Source organism: Mucilaginibacter psychrotolerans (assembly GCF_004519315.1).
Taxonomy (GTDB): Bacteria; Bacteroidota; Bacteroidia; order Sphingobacteriales; family Sphingobacteriaceae; genus Mucilaginibacter; species Mucilaginibacter psychrotolerans.
The window spans coordinates 1-18,851 of record NZ_SOZE01000055.1; the positions used below are offsets into that span (position 1 = coordinate 1).

23 protein-coding genes are annotated in these 18,851 nt (G+C 46.2%); 14 read left to right on the plus strand and 9 right to left on the minus strand.

Translation table 11 applies throughout. The features are described from left to right. Positions 1-254: 254 nt before the first annotated feature. On the plus strand, positions 255-2,900 hold the full coding sequence (locus tag E2R66_RS27185; protein ID WP_133236859.1) for a PAS domain-containing protein: 2,646 nt from the start codon (positions 255-257) through the stop codon (positions 2,898-2,900). 57 nt (positions 2,901-2,957) lie between these two features. Then, complete coding sequence (locus E2R66_RS27190; protein WP_133236861.1) at positions 2,958-3,314, plus strand: response regulator transcription factor; 357 nt, start codon at positions 2,958-2,960, stop codon at positions 3,312-3,314. A gap of 184 nt (positions 3,315-3,498) precedes the next feature. Here E2R66_RS27190 and E2R66_RS27195 read toward each other — a convergent pair whose 3' ends face one another. After that, the gene (locus tag E2R66_RS27195; protein WP_133236863.1) at positions 3,499-3,936 is read right to left on the minus strand and encodes a DUF983 domain-containing protein; all 438 of its coding nucleotides are present in this window, start codon (positions 3,934-3,936) and stop codon (positions 3,499-3,501) included. Beyond that, positions 3,926-4,807, minus strand: a complete 882-nt coding sequence (locus E2R66_RS27200) for a helix-turn-helix domain-containing protein (RefSeq protein WP_133236865.1) — start codon at positions 4,805-4,807, stop codon at positions 3,926-3,928. The genes E2R66_RS27195 and E2R66_RS27200 overlap by 11 nt, the downstream gene beginning before the upstream one ends. A gap of 255 nt (positions 4,808-5,062) precedes the next feature. Between E2R66_RS27200 and E2R66_RS27205 the strand changes: the two genes are divergently transcribed. From E2R66_RS27205 to E2R66_RS27215, 3 genes are all read left to right on the plus strand, one after another. Beyond that, positions 5,063-5,587 carry a hypothetical protein gene (locus E2R66_RS27205; protein WP_133236867.1) on the plus strand — a complete coding sequence of 175 codons (525 nt, stop codon included), beginning with the start codon at positions 5,063-5,065 and terminating at the stop codon, positions 5,585-5,587. A gap of 136 nt (positions 5,588-5,723) precedes the next feature. Then, positions 5,724-6,359, plus strand: coding sequence for an HAD family hydrolase (locus E2R66_RS27210; RefSeq protein WP_133236869.1), 636 nt, complete (start codon positions 5,724-5,726; stop codon positions 6,357-6,359). Between the two features lie 40 nt (positions 6,360-6,399). Beyond that, positions 6,400-6,792 (plus strand): hypothetical protein, encoded by a 393-nt coding sequence (locus E2R66_RS27215; RefSeq protein ID WP_133236872.1) that lies wholly within the window; start codon positions 6,400-6,402, stop codon positions 6,790-6,792. Positions 6,793-6,824: 32 nt separating this feature from the next. Here E2R66_RS27215 and E2R66_RS27220 read toward each other — a convergent pair whose 3' ends face one another. The 4 genes from E2R66_RS27220 to E2R66_RS27235 form a co-directional block, all read right to left on the minus strand. Next, entirely contained in the window at positions 6,825-7,145 is a 321-nt protein-coding gene (locus E2R66_RS27220) for a hypothetical protein (RefSeq protein WP_133236874.1), read from the minus strand. A 2-nt stretch (positions 7,146-7,147) separates the two neighbouring features. After that, on the minus strand, positions 7,148-7,636 hold the full coding sequence (locus E2R66_RS27225; protein WP_133236876.1) for a ferritin-like domain-containing protein: 489 nt from the start codon (positions 7,634-7,636) through the stop codon (positions 7,148-7,150). Positions 7,637-7,699: 63 nt separating this feature from the next. After that, entirely contained in the window at positions 7,700-7,966 is a 267-nt protein-coding gene (locus tag E2R66_RS27230) for a hypothetical protein (protein ID WP_133236878.1), read from the minus strand. A gap of 78 nt (positions 7,967-8,044) precedes the next feature. Continuing rightward, positions 8,045-8,821 (minus strand): Fpg/Nei family DNA glycosylase, encoded by a 777-nt coding sequence (locus E2R66_RS27235; RefSeq protein WP_133236880.1) that lies wholly within the window; start codon positions 8,819-8,821, stop codon positions 8,045-8,047. Between the two features lie 72 nt (positions 8,822-8,893). On the opposite strand from E2R66_RS27235, the gene E2R66_RS27240 reads away from it, so the two are divergent. From E2R66_RS27240 to E2R66_RS27255, 4 genes are all read left to right on the plus strand, one after another. After that, a complete protein-coding gene (locus E2R66_RS27240) occupies positions 8,894-9,109 on the plus strand; it encodes a DUF2281 domain-containing protein (protein ID WP_133236882.1) in 216 nt (71 codons plus the stop codon). Further along, positions 9,094-9,423, plus strand: coding sequence for a type II toxin-antitoxin system PemK/MazF family toxin (locus E2R66_RS27245; protein ID WP_133236884.1), 330 nt, complete (start codon positions 9,094-9,096; stop codon positions 9,421-9,423). The genes E2R66_RS27240 and E2R66_RS27245 overlap by 16 nt, the downstream gene beginning before the upstream one ends. Positions 9,424-9,487: 64 nt before the next feature. Continuing rightward, the gene (locus E2R66_RS27250) at positions 9,488-9,997 is read left to right on the plus strand and encodes a hypothetical protein (RefSeq protein WP_133236886.1); all 510 of its coding nucleotides are present in this window, start codon (positions 9,488-9,490) and stop codon (positions 9,995-9,997) included. Between the two features lie 71 nt (positions 9,998-10,068). Next, positions 10,069-11,679: an amidase gene (locus E2R66_RS27255; RefSeq protein ID WP_133236887.1), complete on the plus strand. Its 1,611-nt coding sequence runs from the start codon at positions 10,069-10,071 to the stop codon at positions 11,677-11,679. 169 nt (positions 11,680-11,848) lie between these two features. Here the strand turns inward: E2R66_RS27255 and E2R66_RS28610 are convergent, their stop codons facing one another. Then, the gene (locus E2R66_RS28610; RefSeq protein ID WP_158288522.1) at positions 11,849-12,010 is read right to left on the minus strand and encodes a hypothetical protein; all 162 of its coding nucleotides are present in this window, start codon (positions 12,008-12,010) and stop codon (positions 11,849-11,851) included. Between E2R66_RS28610 and E2R66_RS27260 the strand changes: the two genes are divergently transcribed. From E2R66_RS27260 to E2R66_RS27270, 3 genes are all read left to right on the plus strand, one after another. Continuing rightward, a complete protein-coding gene (locus E2R66_RS27260; RefSeq protein ID WP_133236889.1) occupies positions 11,997-12,395 on the plus strand; it encodes a helix-turn-helix domain-containing protein in 399 nt (132 codons plus the stop codon). The two genes, E2R66_RS28610 and E2R66_RS27260, sit on opposite strands and share 14 nt — an antisense overlap. 196 nt (positions 12,396-12,591) lie before the next feature. Beyond that, a complete protein-coding gene (locus E2R66_RS27265; RefSeq protein WP_133236891.1) occupies positions 12,592-13,356 on the plus strand; it encodes an SDR family oxidoreductase in 765 nt (254 codons plus the stop codon). Between the two features lie 174 nt (positions 13,357-13,530). Further along, positions 13,531-14,463 carry a DUF72 domain-containing protein gene (locus E2R66_RS27270; protein ID WP_133236893.1) on the plus strand — a complete coding sequence of 311 codons (933 nt, stop codon included), beginning with the start codon at positions 13,531-13,533 and terminating at the stop codon, positions 14,461-14,463. Between the two features lie 216 nt (positions 14,464-14,679). Here the strand turns inward: E2R66_RS27270 and E2R66_RS27275 are convergent, their stop codons facing one another. Beyond that, positions 14,680-14,901: a PspC domain-containing protein gene (locus tag E2R66_RS27275; protein WP_133236895.1), complete on the minus strand. Its 222-nt coding sequence runs from the start codon at positions 14,899-14,901 to the stop codon at positions 14,680-14,682. A 1-nt stretch (position 14,902) separates the two neighbouring features. Beyond that, on the minus strand, positions 14,903-16,189 hold the full coding sequence (locus E2R66_RS27280; protein WP_133236897.1) for a DUF2851 family protein: 1,287 nt from the start codon (positions 16,187-16,189) through the stop codon (positions 14,903-14,905). A 295-nt stretch (positions 16,190-16,484) separates the two neighbouring features. On the opposite strand from E2R66_RS27280, the gene E2R66_RS27285 reads away from it, so the two are divergent. Next, positions 16,485-17,114: a hypothetical protein gene (locus tag E2R66_RS27285; protein WP_133236899.1), complete on the plus strand. Its 630-nt coding sequence runs from the start codon at positions 16,485-16,487 to the stop codon at positions 17,112-17,114. 78 nt (positions 17,115-17,192) lie between these two features. Continuing rightward, positions 17,193-18,512: an MFS transporter gene (locus E2R66_RS27290; protein WP_133236901.1), complete on the plus strand. Its 1,320-nt coding sequence runs from the start codon at positions 17,193-17,195 to the stop codon at positions 18,510-18,512. The last annotated feature ends 339 nt before the right edge of the window (positions 18,513-18,851 follow it).

The window sequence follows — 18,851 nt, forward strand, 5'->3', positions numbered from 1 at the left end:
TTCGTTGATACTAATTCCGCTAAACATAGTAAGTTATTTAGCTTAAATATACTAAATAACTTACTGATTATCAATAATTTATTAACAAAAAAACGCTTTGCGAACTAAATACATAATCCTAATAAATAATTTTTTTTGTTTGTTTCAGGATGAACATTAATGGTATAGTTATGTTAATTTCGCATAGCATCTAGCAGATACCCCCTTAATTACCGATACGCTAACATCAAAAATAAACACGTTTTCTTCCGGGCATGGAAAGTAATAATTACCAGGGTTACCTTCAAAACAACACTATTTTTAAAGTACTTATAGAGGAATCTGTTTCTCCTGTTGGGCTGTATGTGGGGCGGGATATGGTGATCAAACTGGCCAATAAGGCTATTTTAAAGGTTTGGGATAAGAGCGAAGCCGTTATTGGCAAAACTTTTCGCGAAGCCCTGCCCGAGTTAGAGGGGCAACCCTTTTTTCAATTGCTTGATGATGTGTACACAACAGGCATTGCTTACGAAGCACACGGTGAAAAGGTAGATTTGTTTGTTGACGGGCGCATGCAAACGTATTATTTCAACTTTACTTACCAGCCCTTAAAAAACGAACAGGGAGAAGTGTGGGGTATAATGAATACCGCGTCAGACGTTACCGAACTGGTGCTTACCCGCCAAAAGCTGGCGGATAACCAGGAACGTACCCGCTTTGCGCTGGGATCGGCAGAATTGGGTACCTGGGACCTTGACCCCGTTAACGATATTGTTACCTGGGATGCCAAATGCAAACAGCTGTATGGTTTTCCGGATGGTGAGGAAGTTTTATCTTACAAAGAGGTTTTAAAATATATACATCCTGAGGACAAGGAACGGATAGATAAAACCGTACAGGATTCGCTGATACCACCGCAGGGGGGCTTTTACGAAAGCGAGTTCCGTACCATTGGTGCAGGCGATGGTGTTATCCGCTGGCTGCGCTGCCGGGGCAAGGCTTACTTTAATGAAGCGGGCCGTTGCATCCGCTTTGCGGGGACCGCCTTAGACATTACCAGCGAGATAAAAGACAAAGAAGAGCAGCGTAAGCTGTTAACACTGATAGACCATAGCTCGGATTTTGTAAGTCTGAGCGATATAGACAGTAATGTTTATTACGTAAATGCCGCCGGTCGCGAAATGCTGGGGATGGATGCCGACGCACCTGTTTTTTTACCCAGTATTGATTTTATTGTACCCGAAGAAATTTCGCGGGTAAAAGACCATATATATAAAGCCATAGAAAAAGGTGGCCGATGGAGCGGCGAGGTAATTTACCGCCATTTTAAAACCGGCGAACCCATACCGGTGCATGGTACATCTATGCGCATATACGATCCCATTACCGGTCAGCCGCAGGGAAGAGCTACAGTGTCGCGCGATTTGCGCCGCGAAATTGCGGACCGGCAGGCCCTGATCAATAGCCAACAATTACTGCTAAATATTACCAGCGCCGCACCTGCCGCGCTATGGATGAGCGACGAAACCGGCATGATTACCTATGCCAACCAAACCTGGACAACTTGGACCGGGCAACCCAATGAAGAGGTTTTAGGAACGGGCTGGCTGGAAGCGATACTGCCGGAGGACCGTATACGTGCAGCAGAAAAATTTCTGAACGATTTGGAAGAGCGGCGGCCCTACGAAGTAGACTTTAGATTGCTTTTTAAAGACGGCAGCGTGCACTGGTGCATTGCAACGGGTAACCCGCAGTATAATGAGAGTGGGGTATTTGTAGGCTATATTGGTGCCTGTACAGATGTTACCGAGAAAAAAGTAATCGATATTGAACTTGAACAAAGCAATGCCGAGCTGAATGCGCAGATAAAGCAATTCGAATTTGTTACCGATTTTATGCCTGTGCAACTATGGACGGCTAAAACAACCGGCGAATTGGATTACCTGAACAAACGCGCAATAGACTTTTTGGGGTTGCCGGAGGGCGATATTATTGGGCCAAATTGGCTGGAGCAGGTACATCCGGATGACCGGGATGCTTGTGTAAAAACATGGGTATCGTCATTAGAAAGTGGCAATTTGTATCAGTTCGAGTTTCGCCTGCGCGATAAGGACGGTAACTACCGCTGGCATCTGTCAAGGGCCTTGCCTTTTATGAGTGATGGCATTATCTTAAAATGGTTTGGTACCAATACCGATATTCACGAGCAAAAGGAACTACAGCGGCAAAAAGATGATTTTTTGGGCATAGCCAGCCACGAATTGAAAACACCCGTTACCAGTATTAAGGCTTATGCCCAGGTGCTTGGCGCAATGTTTGTGAAAGAAGGCGATGCCAAAAAGGCTGCCATGGTAGAGAAGATGGATTCGCAATTGAACCGCCTGACCAACCTGATAGGCGACCTGCTTGATGTTACCAAAATAAACTCGGGAAAGATACAGTTCAATAAAACCTGGTTCGATTTTAATGATGTGGTGCGCGATAACGTGCAGGATTTGCAACATACTACCAATAAGCATACGCTGGAAATGGATTTTGCGGAAACAGGCGAGGTTTATTCTGATAAAGACCGAATTGGGCAGGTGATTACCAATTTAATTACCAACGCTATCAAGTATTCTCCCCACTCGGATAGGATTATAATTAGTACCAAAATTGAGGGTGCGGATGCGGTAGTTCGCGTGCAGGATTTCGGCATCGGCATCCCCGACGATAAAAAGGATAGGGTATTTGAGCAGTTTTACCGTGTTAGCGGCAGCAAACAACATACTTTCCCCGGTTTGGGGCTTGGGTTGTACATCTCCTCGGAGATAATAAAGCGCGAGGGCGGTAAAATGTGGGTTAACAGCGTAGAAGGAAAAGGGTCCACTTTTTGCTTCTCATTACCTGTAGATGGCCAGAATATAACAGCGACGAAATAAACCAAATACATTTAATAGCACTACAGATATTTAGCCGAAAAATATTTACACACTGAAATGAAGCAAAAAAAGATAATGATTGCAGACGATGATCCGGGGATTGTGGACGCTGTGGAGATGCTGCTTGAGTTTGAAGGGTATCAGGTAACCAGTACTGTAGACGGCGCTACCGTGTTGGACATGAAAGACGAACTGCCCGACTTGCTGCTACTGGATATATGGATGAGCGGCGAAGATGGCCGCGATATTTGTAAAAAACTGAAAAGCGTGAGTGCTACCAAAAATATACCGGTGATCATGATATCCGCCAGCCGCGATATCAAAGAATCGGCCCTTGCAGCCGGTGCCGACGATTTTTTGGCCAAGCCCTTTGAAATGGATGAGTTGCTGAAGAAGATTGAGCAACTAACGTAGCCCCCTCTAAATCTCCCCCGGTAGGGTATACTTTATTTCGTCATTATGTCTAGTTAAATATCGAATAATGAACTTCAAACGCCGAATAATGAAGTGTTTTGACTTCGTTATTCGGCGTTTAGCATTCGGTGTTCTACATTGATTTTCTCGCTTTTCAAAAGCTCCCCCGTCAGGGGGCGGGGGGCTACGGCTCCCTCGTCAGTCCCTTATTCTTGTCCTCACTTCTCCAGGCTTCATAATGCAGGCCGGGGGTAAGCCAGTACAGCAACACCACGCGTGAGTACCTGTAATTGAATGGCGATAACAGGAATATTACCCCCATCAAAATACCCACATACAACCAGGGCGAATCGGAATGGGTGAGTATATAAGTGCCTACGGCAAAAGTTACCATCTCGGCAACATTAAATGCATAGCTTACAAACATGGCTACGTACCAGTATCCCGGTTCGCGTTCGTAGTGCAGACCGCAGTGAGAGCAATCATCATGCATTTTTTGCCCCGAAAATTGATATGTACTGGTAGAGAATATATCGCCACGGCGGCAACGCGGGCATTTGGCTTTTATGCAGCCTTCAAAGGCTGATATAGGTTTGGCGGGTTTAATGTTTTTAGTGTCCATGGCTAAGGGTGTGTTTGCGGAATTCTTCGGGTGTTTGCCCGGTGTATTTTTTAAAGAATTTGGTAAAGTACGAGTTGTCGGCAAAGTTTAGCTTATCGGCAATGCCGGCAACATTCATATCCAGGTTTACCAGCAGGCGTTTGGCTTCCAGTATCACGCGGTTGCGTATTACTTCGCCGGAAGGTATGCCCAACATATCATTGCACAGGGCATTCAAATGGTTGGGCGTAATGTACAGCAGGGCGGCATAATCTTTTGGCAGCCGCAGTGTAGAAAAATTCATGTCAACAAGCTTGCGGAAACTTTGCAGCAAGGTATAGTTATAATTTGGTGCGGGCAATGGGTTTTTGCTTTCGCTTTGGCGGGCTACCATAATAAATAGCTGCAGCATCAGTGCTTTTATCATATCCATGCCCAGGCTGCCGGTTTGGCTGCTTTCTTGTACCAATTGCTCAAACAAAGCAACCGTGGCTTGTTGGGAATCGCCGCTTAAATTTATGACTTCATCATCTATGTTCCCACTAAAAAAGGGCAGGTTGTCCAGGTAATCGGGCCTCAGCAAAAACGATTGGAAGAACGAAGCCGAAAAGTTGATAATATAGCCATCTACCGGCCCCTCAAAACTCCAGCTGTGTACCTGGCCGGGTACCATAAAGTATATCTGGTATGGCTTTACCGGGAAACTTTTAAAATCGATGGCATGCGTTCCGCCGCCTTCGGTAAAAAATACCACATGGTAAAAACTATGTTTATGCGGCAGGCTGAGGTTTTGGTGCTTCTGCAGGTAAGGCGCAAACCGGCTGATGAGTAAATCATCGTGCTGATGGTCGCTCAGCGCGCAGATGTCATAAACCGGGAATGCCTTTTTCATGGTACAAAGATACCTAAGCAAGGCAAACTGCAGTGGTGATTTATATCACTAATATGGTATTATTTACTGATAAGTAAATAGAACTAATCGTGTTTTATTCAACCACAGCGGAAACAGAGATGGCGCAGAGGCACACAGAGCTTTGCAAGTTGGTGAGTTTTTTTAGCTATTTGAGAGATCAGGTGCATGATTTTTAAAATAGACAGTTTAATTATTAACTTTATGATAACCTCTAAACCAAAATTCTTCTATCAAATGGCAAACGACGATCTTCATCATGGTAATTTAAACGGCTCGGGACATCGACACTATGTTGAGTTTTATTTCCATTGCTGTTTTGATGAGTTGTTGAGAAATACCTGTGATTGGGAAAGCGAATTATCCGGAACCGAAATATTAGACGTTTTTAATTTTCTGGAGATTGATTTCGACAGGGAATTGGTTGTTAAGGGTTATAACAACCATTTGAATCATTCTGTTGAAGTTTTTCATAGCAGGCTCGATGAGCGAGTCTTTGCATATTTCGATTTGCAAAAAGAGCCGACCGATCAAAATGACATGTTTTTTCTTGGAATTAGTTGTACCGCAATACAGGAACCAACTGTCCATGAAATGCTTTTGAAAATATATAAAAAGCTCGGAACAACGTCTGCTTTCAGTTTCGATATACGAAACAAAATCTTATACAACAAAGTATTTCATAGCACCTTTTACTTCTATAAACTCGATCAGGAGATGTATAAAAGGAAAATGAATCATCACAATTTGATGCACCATTAACTTTACTGCTATTGATTCCGATACATATCTAGACCTAACTACCTTCGTGCTCTTTGTGTATAGCCACCATGCAAATCTTTGCGCTCTTTGTGGTTAAAATATCGCCAAAACCTTTATATTTTTTTAATTTCACCCCATGCTTACTAAACCCGATAGCCTTATTTTTGATATGGACGGTACCCTTTGGGATGCCGTAGATACCTATGCGCATTCCTGGAACGTAATGTTTAATGAACTGGGCCTCGATAAAAAAATAGATCGCGCACAGCTCGCCGGTATGGTAGGCTGGGAGGGCAAAAAGGTAATTGAAGTGATATTACCCGAGTTTGAACCCGATAGGCGGTGGGAAATATACGCCCAGGTAAACGAGAAACGCAAATTGCTGATACCGCAGATGGGCGGCATTTTATATGATGGCGTAAAGGAAGGCCTGCAGCAATTGGCGCAACATTATCAGTTGTTTATATTGAGCAATTGTGCAGCAGGCGTTATACGTCAGTTTATTGATTGGGCCGGTATTGATGCCCTTATCAAAGATGAGATTGCCTACGGCGTAAACTTTATGCCCAAGCAGCACAATATCAAATTGCTTACTGATAAATACGATTTAAAGAACCCCGTTTACGTGGGCGATACTGAGGGCGATGGGCATCAAACCCGCCTTGCGGGCATCCCTTTCGTATTCGTAAGCTACGGCTTTGGCCAAACGGACGATTACGATTTAAAGTTTGATAATTTTAACGCGCTCACGCATCATTTTTTAAACTTATAGGCCGCAATTGCGTTAGCTTTGTGTATATAAAAACATACTTATGAAAGGCCGTATATTCACTATTATTAGTTTGGTAGTCATCCTTGTTTTGGGTGGCGTTTTCTACTACAGTTATTACTTTGTATTTGGCGAAGGCACCAAGGCCGGCACGCTCAACTATTTTGTAAAGAAGGGTTATGTGTTTAAAACTTACGAGGGGCGCCTCATTCAAAGCGGCATACGTACACAGGCGCAAGGTGGCGGTATACAATCCAATGAATTCATGTTTTCGGTTACCGATGAAAAAGTGGCCGATAAACTTAACCACAGCGCAGGCGCCACCATGGATCTGCACTACAAAGAATACCTGCACACCCTGCCATGGCGCGGCGTAAGCGAGTTTGTGGTAGATAGTGTGATGACCGTAATGCCTGCAACACCAACGCTGCCGTAATAGGGCAAGATGATTTTGAGTTATGGCAGATATTAATACAGCGGATCGGCCTTGCCCGAGTTTTGCACCAATATTTTGCTCAGATCATATTGGCGCTCTATCTCGTCGTCGCCTTTTATCAAGCCTTTGTCAAACAGGTAAGTGAGTACTTCTTCAGCGTTTTTTTGGTGGGTTGCTAAATTGGTTTGCGGGTCGTGTTGCCAAAGTTTTTGGGCCACTTGCGGGGCAGTGGCATATTCCAGTTGCGCAAGGGCGTACACCACATTATCTTGCAACGAAGCCGCTGCATCGTACTTATGCGGTACATGCAGCGGCCTGTATTCTTTATAAAAATCCTGATCGGGGCTATCCATGGCTATACTTCCTGCTTTTCTTTAAGTGCTACAGAATCGCGCAGGGCTTTTATGGCATCGTGGGCCATCTTTAGTCCGCCAAATTGGTTGCTTAACATACTCAGCACTTTCTCGTCTTCCCAAATCAGTTCCTTATCGTCAAGTGCCCTGCGATACGAGCCTTTTGCAATGTCCTCGCCGAATTCGCAATCAGACAGTACCGAGTGGTCGTCGCGTTTGCTGAAAGCGGCCCTTACGTCTATCCAGGCATGGTAAAACTTGCCCGAAAGCGTAGTGCCTTCCACCGGCGAACCGCCCAGTAAATGGATATAGTCGTTCAGTTCGTTAACGTAGCCTTTGCTTTGGTCGGCGTAGCCTTCAAACACGGCCTTCAGGCTGAGGTCGTCGGTGCCATCAATGGCTTTTTGGTAACCGGCTGCGCGGTCGTTATTCACTTTCACCAGGTCATTCAACGCTGATATTTGGTGTTGGATATGCTGTAATGTTCCCATTTGTATGTTAGTTTTGGTTAAATAACATAACACTTTGGTTAAATGTTTTCACAACTGGCTAATTTATGCAGCCTTGCCCGCGATGTAAATATCGGCCTTCTTATTCACCTTGCGTGCACGGTAAGGGGTTGAGTTCTTTTGCACGGCGTTGCCTTTTGCTAAGCTTGGCTGGCGGGCCCGCTCGCGAATAAGGCGACTATGGCGTGTCTTTAAAACGTAACGGTTACCCCAATGGTCGTAAGAACCGGTGAGGGCTGTTATGCAGCCTACCATAAAAGCAGCCATCATAGCTACAAACAGGTGGAGGGCGGTCGTCAGGAATCGCGCCATTGCATTAATTTATAAGTTAAAATTAAACGCAAGGCATTTTCAAATTATTGCCCAGGACCCTGGGCTATAGCATTTCTGTTAGCTATATAGCGTTTGTTCTTCGGTATAATAGGTTTTGCGGCTGGCTTCTTTTATCAGGATAGGCGCGCCGGTTGGGCTGTTTTTCTTCTTTGCGTTATGTATCAGCATAAAATCGCGCACCTCGCCGTTGATGATATCGGGGTTCGACGCAAGGATTTTTTCCTCCGCATCTTTCAAAACCGAACGGATGGCCTGGGCCAGGTCTTTTATTTTCTCAGCAGGGATTTTGTTTCCGGCCGAGAAGGGCGAGATACCGGCGTGCCACAGTATTTCATCGGCATAAGCATTGCCAATGCCTCGGATAATCTTTTGATCCAGAAGCACGGTTTTTACCGCCGTTTTGGTTTTGCACAGCTTTGCGCTCAGGTAATCTACGCCTGCCTTATCATCAGCCGCATCCGGCGCTTCTTTTTCTTCGGGGTTGAGGGTAGGGGTGGCAATGCCCTGGAAATCGGTAAGCACCAGGCCGCTGCCATCGGTAAACAATAGTTCTATGATGCTGTATTTATTGGTGTTTTTTCCCTCGAAAAGGAAAAGTTTGCCGTGCAGCATCAGGTGTAGGGCCAATATATCGCCACCGCCGAATTTGATGTAAAGCTCCTTGCCATCGCGGTAAACCTTTTGTAGGGTTTGGCCGGCCAGTTGGCTTTGCAAGACTTCCGGGCTTACATTAAGTTTTTTAGGATTGTGTACAATAACCGCTTCAACGGTTTTACCGTGCAGTTTTTTATGGAGCGTATAGCTGAAGGCTTGCAGATCGGGCAGTTCGGGCATGGTGATGATTTTTTTACAAACGTACTTAGGCTTAGGATGATTTACTAATTTTAAAAAAATGTATATTTGGTAATGGTAAGAACGATTATAAAATCTGCAACAAAGAGCATTTCTATTGAAGTGCCGGCAGATTACGTGGGTAAGGAGGTAGAAGTAATTGCCTTTACTATTGAAGAAACTCGTCCCGAAGATGCCACGGATATTATTTTGACACATTTTGCCAGTGAGAAAGCCTTAGCAAAAGATTGGTTGAGCCCCGAAGAAGATATTGCATGGCAAAGTTTGTAAAAGGCGACGTGGTTATCATACCGTTCCCGTTTTCTGATCTATCGGGCTCGAAAAGAAGGCCAGCCTTGGTTTTGGCCGATTTACCGGGCAATGATATTATATTGTGCCAAATAACAAGCCAGCAAAACGCTGATGCTTTTGCGGTTCCCTTGATGTCTTCAGATTTTACAAGCGGCCAGCTTCCTGTATCTTCCAACATTCGTCCTACAAGGATATTTACTGCCGACAAGAATATGATTATTAAAAAAGCTGGGAGCGTAAACACACTAATCGAAAATAAGGTGTCGCAAGTTTTGATAAAGTTATTTTCGTAAACATTAATGCCTCAATTCAATCAAGCAAAACAATACTGAAATACCTGCTTTGCTCCCAATCACCATGAAACTGCTCCGCCTCCTATTGCTACTTTTACTCCCCTTCAGCACCCTTCACGCTCAGGATACCGCCGTAGTAAAACATCAGGCAAACTTAATAGCGCAAGCCACTTTCAAAGGGGATTATGAAACGGTTATTGCATACACCCATTTCAGGCTAGTGGCCATGTCGGGCGGGAAAGAGAAGCTGCGCCAGCTGATTACCGAGCGGATGAAGGAGTTGAAGGACCAGGGCATTACCGGATTTAGCGGCACCATAGGTACCCCCGGTAAATTTTACCTGGCAGGCAACGAACTGCATTGTTTGCTGCCAGAAGATATCATTCTCACCACCTCCGTTGGCCGGTATCTAAGCCGGTCGTACCTGCTGGGCGTAAGTAGTGATAAAGGAAAAAACTGGACTTTTTTAGACGTAGGCAGTATGTCGGCGGACATACTGCACCAACTGCTGCCCAATTTTAACGACGATTTAAAGATACCACCGCCGGTTAAGCCCGAATTTTTGCCGAATTAATTCCCTGCTGTAGATAAACAGCTATAATTTTCCATAAATTAGGATGGATTTTAATACCATAGCCCCCAATTATGCAACGACGGAATTTTTTGAAAACAGGCACGCTGGCCGGCCTCAGCATCACCGCCTTAAGCGCGGTATCGTGCAGCCCATCTACAGCTACCAAAACCGATTCGGATGCTCCAGCTGCCGATGATTTTGAACTGAACGAGGCGACTATCGACGGGTTGCAAAAGATGATGCAGGATGGTAAGCACACCGCCCGCTCTATTGCCGAGCTGTATTTAAAGCGGATAGATGCCATAGACAAAAGCGGGCCAAAACTTAACGCCGTTATCGAACTAAATAAAAGCGCATTGGATATAGCCGATGGTCTGGATAAGGAACGCAAAGCCGGCAAGGTACGCGGCCCGCTGCACGGTATCCCGGTGCTGATAAAAGACAATATAGATACGGGAGATAACATGCATACCACTGCGGGCTCCCTGGCATTGGCCGATCATTTTGCGAAACAGGATGCCTTCATTGTACACAAACTGCGCGAAGCAGGTGCCGTGATATTGGGCAAAACTAACCTGAGCGAATGGGCCAACTTCCGCTCCTCACGCTCTACCAGCGGCTGGAGCAGCAGGGGGCGGCAGACCAAAAACCCATATGTTTTAGACAGGGGTCCAAGCGGCTCAAGCTCGGGTTCCGGCTCGGGGGCTTCGGCAAACTTATGCGCTATTGCTATCGGTACCGAAACCGATGGATCGGTAGTATCGCCGGCATCGGTCGCCGGGTTGGTGGGCATCAAGCCAACGGTAGGTTTACTGAGCCGCAGCGGCATTATCCCCATCTCTGCCACGCAGGATACGGCCGGCCCAATGGCCCGTACTGTGCGCGATGCTGCCATTTTACTGGGCGCTTTAGCCGGCGCCGACCCTAACGATAGCGCCACCCTGAAAGCCAAACCAGAAAAAGATTATACCACATTTTTGCATGCCGATGGCCTGAAAGGCAAACGCATCGGCTTTGAAAAGATAGAACATGCCAACGATGGTACGCTTGCCCTCGTTAAAGAAGCCAAAGAAACCCTGATAAAGCAGGGTGCTACTATTGTAGAGGTAGAAGTTTACAAAGCGTTGGAACCGGCGGGCCGCTCGGAGTTCCAGGTGCTGCTGTATGAGTTTAAAGACGGCGTAAATAAATACCTGGGCAATGGTGGAGCCAAAGTTAAAACCCTGGCCGATGTAATTGCGTTTAACCAGGCAAACGAGGCTACCGCCATGCCTTTTTTTAAACAGGAGACACTTATTGAGGCCGAAACAAAGGGCGATCTCAATAGCAAAGAGTACATAGATGCCCTGGCAAAATCTACAGGGGTGAGTCGCACTGCTATAGATAAGATATTAACGGATAACAAGCTGGATGCCATCTGCGGCCCCACCAACGGCTTCGCCAGTTGTATCGACATTGTCAACGGCGATTATGATAACGGTTTCTCGTTTTCGACACCTGCAGCAATGGCGGGATATCCGCATATCACCGTACCGATGGGGGCCTGGCACGATTTGCCTTTGGGGCTATCCTTTTTCAGCACCGCATGGAAAGAGGGCGAACTACTTACGCTGGCCTACGCTTATGAACAGGCATCGAAAAAAAGGAAGAAACCGGAGTTTAAGGCAACTATGGAGGCGTAAAAGGTGTTTCGAAACCGAAACACGGCGGGTGTTTCACTCGCCAAAAAGTAAAAAATTACATTTTCGCAACTTGATAATAATTAGTGAATTACAGCATTTATGTCAAGTTGAGGGATATTTTAGCGTGTTTCATCTTTTTTGCTAAAATATTGATAATCAGATAAATTTATTATATGGTTGTTTCGCTTCCAAAAAGCGAAACAACCATGTTGTTGAGTGCGATTTGCTCGAGGCCTTTTTCCAGCCCACCTGCCAAATAATAAGCTTTATTGTTAATTTTGTTTTGATGCCAACTGCCCACTGATAACTGCCAACTGATGCCGCCGCCCATCCCAAAGAAGATATTAGCACGCCAGCACGAAATCACCACCGATTTCCTGCGCGAGCTTGATAAGCATCTGGACGATGTGCTGCAGGAAAAGCGTACAGATATGTTCGAGATACGCGATTTCGCGGAGATATTGCATATACACCCTACACACTTAAGCAATACCATCAAACTAACCACGGGCAAGGCACCTTGTTTCTTCTTCGAGAAACGGATCATGGAGCTAGCCAAAGGCATGCTACAGCAAAATATACCCATCAAGGTAATTGCCTACACCCTCACCTTCGATGCCTCTAACTTCACCAAGTTCTTCAAACGCTTCGAGGGTGTTACGCCCAAGCAGTATAAGGAGCAACTGGTGTCTGAATCAGAATTCTCGGAATTTTAGAATTTTCAGGATGCTTGGTAACCCCAGTTATAGACATTGCGGGTTAAAGGGAAAACATTAGTAATCGGTGCAATCACGTAAAATCGGTGAAATCCCCAAATAATCTGAAACTGTCACCATTTATTCTGAACTGTTCACCATTTTTTAGCGCGTATTTTGCTGCAACTTTGCATCATCATCATCTAAAAACAAAATAATGGAACCGACAAACAAAATTGCATTAATAACGGGCGGAAGCAGGGGCCTTGGTAAAAACGCTGCATTAAAGCTGGCTGCAAAAGGTAACGACATGATCATCACCTACCGCAGCAAAAAAGAGGAAGCCGACGAGGTAGTGGCCGAGATAGAATCGCTTGGCTTAAAAGCTGCTGCGCTGCAGATAGACACGGGCGTTGTATCCTCTTTCGAGGCATTCAAAACAGGATTAACCGATGTGCTAAAGGAAAAATGGGGCCGCGATACTTTCGATTTCCTCATTAACAACGCGGGGATTGATGCCGCATCGCCATTTGCCAAAACCACCGAGGAGGATTTCGATAACCTGTTCAACGTACACTTCAAAGGCGTTTACTTCTTAACCCAAACCCTGCTGGGTACCATTGCCGATGGCGGGCGCATCATCAACCTTTCTACCGGGCTTACCCGCTTTGCTACGCCGGGTTATGCAGCTTACGCATCTATGAAGGGCGCTATAGAGGTATTTACCAAGTACCTGGCCAAAGAGTTGGGCAGCCGTGGCATTGCCGCCAATTTGGTAGCACCGGGCATCATCGAAACGGATTTCACCAAAAGGGCATTCGATAGCCACCCGGGCATGCACGATTTCATCTCGTCGATAACTGCATTGGGCCGCCCCGGCCAGCCAGACGATATCGGCGGCGTGATCGCTTTCCTGTGTTCGGAGGATGCACGCTGGATAAACGCGCAAAGAATAGAGGCTTCGGGCGGTATGTTCTTATAAGCAAGCTTACGCACAAAATAAAGGGTTGCGCAAAGGTATATAAAATGGCTCTCGCGCAACCCTTTCTGCGTTTTTATGGATGCATCGGCGCAAAAGTTGCTGGTATATATTCTTTCGGTTAAATAACCTACAGAATTCTAAATCTGCTTATCTTGCCAAAAATTATAGCATTATATGGAATTTGGCCGTGTAACCGAAGAGCAACTTAACCTGGTAGATTTTACCCTGCCGCCCAATCCCGATTTCACGCTGGAAACCTTGCGCAACGCAAGCAATAACCAGCCACTTCAAGTGCGCGCAGGCTGTGCCAAATGGGGCAGGAAGGAATGGGTAGGTAAGATATATCCGCCCAAAACCAAAGACGCGAACTTTTTAGATGAGTACGTAAAGCACTTCAACTGCATAGAGCTTAATGCTACTTTTTACCAAACTTACGGCGCGGCCACCATCAGTAAATGGAAAGAGAAAGCCGATGCCAGTCCCGATTTTAAATTTTGCCCCAAGTTTTCGCAAAGCATAAGCCATATACGCAGGCTGAAGAACGCCGAGGAGATTACCACCGCTTATTACGAAGGTATTATGGCCTTCGGCGATAAACTGGGGCCGCTGTTTTTACAGCTGAGCGATAATTATACGCCCAAAAGCCTGCCCGAGCTGACCGCCTACCTAGAAAGCCTGCCTACCGATGTACCCGTATTTGTGGAACTACGGCATAAAGATTGGTTTGGCGTGCCCGAGAACAAAGAAGCCGTTTTCAACCTGTTTAAACGCCTTAATATCGGCAGTATACTCACCGATTCCAGCGGTCGCCGCGATTGCCTGCACATGATGCTGCCCACCCCGCATGCATTTATCCGTTTTGTGGGCAACAGCCTGCATCCCACAGATTACAGCCGCTGCGACGAATGGGTAGACCGTATTGTAGAATGGAAAGAACTCGGCTTGCAATCCGTTTGGTTTTTTATGCACCAGCACGATGAACGCTACAGCCCCGAGCTGTGCGATTATGTGATAGATAAGCTCAACCAGCGATTGGGGACTAACCTGCTGCGACCAACTTTTATCAGTAAAGATGATGGCCTTTCTGAAGCGCCCACGCTGTTTTAAAAAATCGGGTTAGTCAATCGGCACGTCTTTTCGAAGGAGAGCGCGGTGGGGAGATAGAGAAACCTTGTTTATGTCAGCTAATTTACACAGTAAATACCATGCGCGTCTAAGAAAATCGTTTTACTGCTTGCAAGAGAGAGTTATCTATCGCTTTGTTGGAAATGACAATCTTAAAATCATCTGCACATTTGAAATTTGGCATCTGCACATCCGGCTCTACATATCCGCAGCGCGTGTACGGCTGCGTTTGATGTAGTTACGGAAATCCAATACAATACCAGCGAAGAAGTAAAATATCAATGGGAAACCTACCGCCAGGAACGACGAGTAGATGAAGAATAATCTTATTTTGGCGATAGACACGTTGAAACGTTCGCCCAGGTAAGTGCATACCCCGAAAGAGTAGCGCTCGAAAAAGGTGATGATCCGTTGTAACATATCAGACTGGTTTTAATATTTTTATACCAACGCCGCAGTGCAGGCATTTCTTATAAGCACAATAATTGTTTTTTAGTTCTAAAAGCGCCTGTGATTCAAATGCGGTGAATATATTTACCCCTAAGGTAGTAAATTCTTGCGTAACATGGTTATTCTCAGCAGGAATATTTTCTAAAAGCTTTAAGGCCCGGCTAATGTAATATTGCTGTTGCATGTGCTTGCCATAACTAAAAAGGAACAAAGCCACCGTATTAAGCAGTACGGTATCTACCGATGCCTGCCCGAAATGCTTGGCCGCAGGCAGCGATTCCTTATCAAAACGGTAATGGGTTTCCCAGTAGGGGTGCACTTCTATGCCGGAAAATAACTTGCGCAGGTCTTTCACCTCCTTTACCTCCAGTATTTTCGAGAACAGGTGGCTGCTTTGTACCACCAACGCTGCAAACTGTGCCAGCCGCACGGTGGGGAAATTTTGCGGTCGCATCCGCAGGAATTTCCAGAGGTGGTTTTCTATTGGGTTGATTTTAAGTTTTTTGCGCAGGTAGTCGTATTCTTTTTTCAGGCTGCGGGGGTATTCATCCACAGGCTCACCGTCCAAAAATCCGGCCTGACCAAATATCAGTGCCTCTATCTGCAGCGGGTTGTTTTTATGCTTCGCAAGGAAGTTCTGCGGCAGCGATTTGGCAAGCAGCTCGAAAGGTAACGCATTGGTTTTGAAGCCGAAATTTGCCGCCAGGTATTGGTAAAAGGTTTCTTCCCAGTCGCCACGGTTGAGGGTCAATGCTGCGTCTACAGCTTCTGCTCGTTTTTCCAGGCGTTCTACCAGCACGCGGGTTAGCCAGTTTTGCATGGTGAGCGGGTCTACACGGCCAATGCTGGCCTCGCAGGGGATGACGCTTTGGTTACCGAAAACCAGGTTATGGTAACGCTGGTATAGGTCGGCACTGATGCGGTTTTTCAATTCCAGTGTTGGCAGGCGGCGGCCGTTGGCAAGCGTAACCGGCTGGTCGTCAGTATATACTACGTGAAGGATTACGCTATCGTAAGCGCCATCGCCAGTATGGCCATGGCGGTGCCAGTCGGAAGAGCTGAGATGTAATTCGGCGTTGCCCGCCCAGGTAGTATCGCCGATGCGTATGCGGGCATTCTGAAAATCGGGACCAGCATGGGTGTTATGCTGCCCGGCAGAAAAAATCTCCAGCTCTTCGCCCTCGGTAGTGCGCAAATCCAGCCTGTCGAAGAGGCGGAACTTCCAAACGTAGTGCAAAAAATCTTCGGTGAAAACCATGAGACAAGGTAGATGTTTTAAGCCTGTTTTTGCCAAAAAAACTGTCGAAAATTTCCGTGTTTTTGCCACAATAGCCATAAAAAAGGGTCGAATTTACTGCTCCGACGTTTTTTTTTGTTTTATATTATCGTAAGCCGCCGAAACCCCGTTGCAGAGGTGCGGCCCAGATGAAAAAACGTCTTCGGTGATAGGAGTGGGTGTACAGAGATTGCCCTTGTTTTTTCGCCAACAAAATAAGCTGTAACATTACGGTTGGGATTTACGCTCATTCACAACTTAAAAACCAACACAATTAATGGTCAAGAAATACTCCGTCCTGATAGGTATCGTAATATCTTCTATCATCGCGGCAATAGCCGTTGCGGTTTACCCCGGCGGTTCCAGGGTAGACCAATACTCCATAGGGTTTAGCTGGGCGCACAACTTTATCAGCAACCTGTTTGCCGCAAAAGCGTTGAACGGTGCAGAAAACGCATCCAGGGTTTGGGCGAGCCTGGCCATGGTGCTTTTCCCTATCAGCTATGCTATCTTCTTCATCCATATGGCGAAGAAAATACCGGATAAAATTGCCGGCTTTATCCTGAAATATGCAGGACTGGCCAATATCCTTTTTACTTTTTTGACCATAATACCACCCCTGCACGATTCCATGCTTATCGTTTCGACTACGCTGTTTTGGACCGGCATCATCGTTATTACGGCTATCATCCTGAAAACAAAACTTCGTTTTTTTAAATTCCTCTGCGTAACCGCTGTTTTGGTTTTTTACTATGGCGTGTACCTATGGGGTACCAGTAATTGGGAGTTGCTGCCGGGCATCCAGAAAGTCAATTTTATCGTGCCTACGCTACTCATCCTCGGGCTGGAATACTTTACCAAAAAGGAGGATTTTGCTCATATAAAAACGGGTAAAGCAAAGGCGTAGGTCTCATCCTCTAATCCCACAAATCATGGTTCAGAATTAAATTTATATCTTGCCTATAAAATCAGCGCTTTACCAATCATGACAGCATCTGCCAATTCACACACGCCCATCACCACCGCAAGCCGCATTAAATCTATCGTAGGTGGTTCGCTGGGCAACCTGGTGGAGTGGTACGATTGGTATGTGTACTCCGCATTCTCGCTGTATTTTGCAGATGCATTTTTCCCGAAGGCGAACCAAACCGTACAGCTTTTGAACACCGCAGGCATATTTGCCATCGGTTTTTTGATGCGCCCTTTAGGTGGCTGGTTGATGGGAACCTTTGCCGATAAGCATGGCCGCAAGGCCGCCCTCACCTGGTCGGTTTTGCTGATGAGCGCAGGCTCGCTTATCATCGCCATTACGCCCGATTATAACCACATCGGCATTGCCGCCCCTATATTGCTGGTGTTCGCCCGCATTGTACAGGGTCTTAGCGTTGGCGGCGAGTACGGCACCAGCGCCACTTATCTCAGCGAGATGGCCGCCAAAAAGCACCGTGGCTTTTACTCCAGTTTTCAGTATGTAACGCTTATTATGGGTCAACTTTTTGCCCTGGGTGTGCTGGTGTTGCTTCAAAGGGTGTTTTTAAGCGATGCGCAACTGCATACCTGGGGTTGGCGCATCCCTTTCGGCATTGGGGCCGTGCTGGCTATTATAACCATGTACCTGCGCCGCAACCTGCACGAACCAGCCGCGTTTACACGAAAGGCTGCCTCCGAACAGCATCATAGCAACCGGGGCACCATCAAAGCCTTGATGCAGCACCCAAAGGCCGTATTAACCGTTATAGGCCTTACCCTTGGCGGCACGGTGGCCTTTTATACTTTTACCACTTACATGCAGAAGTTTTTGGTGAATACCAGCGGCTTCAGCAAAGACACGGCAACACTGGTATCAACTCTTACGCTGTTTGTTTTTATGCTGGTGCAGCCCCTGTATGGTTACATCTCCGACAGGATTGGCCGCAAGCCCATGCTGAGGCTTTTCGGCATATTGGGTACGCTTACTACTATCCCCATTATGATGGCGCTAAGCCATACCAAAAACGAATGGACAGCCTTTGCGTTGATCATGGCTGCGCTGCTCATCGTAAGCAATTATACCTCTATCAATGCTGTGGTAAAGGCCGAGCTTTTCCCGGCCCATGTACGCGCCCTGGGCGTAGGCTTCCCTTACGCTATTGCGGTATCTGTTTTCGGCGGCACGGCGGAGTACGTTGCCCTGCTGTTCAAAAACGCCGGTCACCAGGAGTGGTTTTACTGGTATGTTACGTTGTGCATAGCAGTATCGCTGGCAATTTATATCACCATGGTGGATACGCAGAAGCACTCGAAGATAGAAGAAGACGACCGCTGATTGTCTGAACCGCTGATTTTAATGATTACGCAGATTGCGTTGATGATTTTTGTCTGAACCATGATTCACCCGATTAATGGATTAAAGGATGTCTGAACCGCTGATTTTAATGATTACGCTGATTTCGTTGATGATTGTTGTCTGAACCTTGATTCACCCGATTATTGGATGTCTGAACCGCTGATTTAATTGATTGAATGATTTCGTTGATGATTTTGTCTGTCTCGTCCTGAAAAAAGTTTACACTTTTTTACTTTAGTCCTAACGGTTATTTACAAATATAGATTAATCCTGAATACGCTTTACATTTGCCTTGCGGGATGAAGCGGAAGCAGGCGC

Bases quoted from the DNA above. Each gene is read 5' to 3' on its own strand.
- E2R66_RS27205 (WP_133236867.1), top strand. From the start codon at position 5,063: ATGGCAAACGACGATCTTCATCATGGTAATTTAAACGGCTCGGGACAT.
- E2R66_RS27265 (WP_133236891.1), top strand. From the start codon at position 12,592: ATGGAACCGACAAACAAAATTGCATTAATAACGGGCGGAAGCAGGGGC.
- E2R66_RS27230 (WP_133236878.1), bottom strand. From the start codon at position 7,966: ATGGCGCGATTCCTGACGACCGCCCTCCACCTGTTTGTAGCTATGATG.
- E2R66_RS27235 (WP_133236880.1), bottom strand. From the start codon at position 8,821: ATGCCCGAACTGCCCGATCTGCAAGCCTTCAGCTATACGCTCCATAAA.
- E2R66_RS27185 (WP_133236859.1), top strand. From the start codon at position 255: ATGGAAAGTAATAATTACCAGGGTTACCTTCAAAACAACACTATTTTT.
- E2R66_RS27195 (WP_133236863.1), bottom strand. From the start codon at position 3,936: ATGGACACTAAAAACATTAAACCCGCCAAACCTATATCAGCCTTTGAA.
- E2R66_RS27220 (WP_133236874.1), bottom strand. From the start codon at position 7,145: ATGGATAGCCCCGATCAGGATTTTTATAAAGAATACAGGCCGCTGCAT.
- E2R66_RS27250 (WP_133236886.1), top strand. From the start codon at position 9,488: ATGAAACTGCTCCGCCTCCTATTGCTACTTTTACTCCCCTTCAGCACC.
- E2R66_RS27225 (WP_133236876.1), bottom strand. From the start codon at position 7,636: ATGGGAACATTACAGCATATCCAACACCAAATATCAGCGTTGAATGAC.
- E2R66_RS27285 (WP_133236899.1), top strand. From the start codon at position 16,485: ATGGTCAAGAAATACTCCGTCCTGATAGGTATCGTAATATCTTCTATC.
- E2R66_RS27200 (WP_133236865.1), bottom strand. From the start codon at position 4,807: ATGAAAAAGGCATTCCCGGTTTATGACATCTGCGCGCTGAGCGACCAT.
- E2R66_RS27240 (WP_133236882.1), top strand. From the start codon at position 8,894: ATGGTAAGAACGATTATAAAATCTGCAACAAAGAGCATTTCTATTGAA.
- E2R66_RS27270 (WP_133236893.1), top strand. From the start codon at position 13,531: ATGGAATTTGGCCGTGTAACCGAAGAGCAACTTAACCTGGTAGATTTT.
- E2R66_RS27255 (WP_133236887.1), top strand. From the start codon at position 10,069: ATGCAACGACGGAATTTTTTGAAAACAGGCACGCTGGCCGGCCTCAGC.
- E2R66_RS27215 (WP_133236872.1), top strand. From the start codon at position 6,400: ATGAAAGGCCGTATATTCACTATTATTAGTTTGGTAGTCATCCTTGTT.
- E2R66_RS27275 (WP_133236895.1), bottom strand. From the start codon at position 14,901: ATGTTACAACGGATCATCACCTTTTTCGAGCGCTACTCTTTCGGGGTA.
- E2R66_RS27280 (WP_133236897.1), bottom strand. From the start codon at position 16,189: ATGGTTTTCACCGAAGATTTTTTGCACTACGTTTGGAAGTTCCGCCTC.
- E2R66_RS28610 (WP_158288522.1), bottom strand. From the start codon at position 12,010: ATGGGCGGCGGCATCAGTTGGCAGTTATCAGTGGGCAGTTGGCATCAA.
- E2R66_RS27190 (WP_133236861.1), top strand. From the start codon at position 2,958: ATGAAGCAAAAAAAGATAATGATTGCAGACGATGATCCGGGGATTGTG.
- E2R66_RS27245 (WP_133236884.1), top strand. From the start codon at position 9,094: ATGGCAAAGTTTGTAAAAGGCGACGTGGTTATCATACCGTTCCCGTTT.
- E2R66_RS27290 (WP_133236901.1), top strand. From the start codon at position 17,193: ATGACAGCATCTGCCAATTCACACACGCCCATCACCACCGCAAGCCGC.
- E2R66_RS27210 (WP_133236869.1), top strand. From the start codon at position 5,724: ATGCTTACTAAACCCGATAGCCTTATTTTTGATATGGACGGTACCCTT.
- E2R66_RS27260 (WP_133236889.1), top strand. From the start codon at position 11,997: ATGCCGCCGCCCATCCCAAAGAAGATATTAGCACGCCAGCACGAAATC.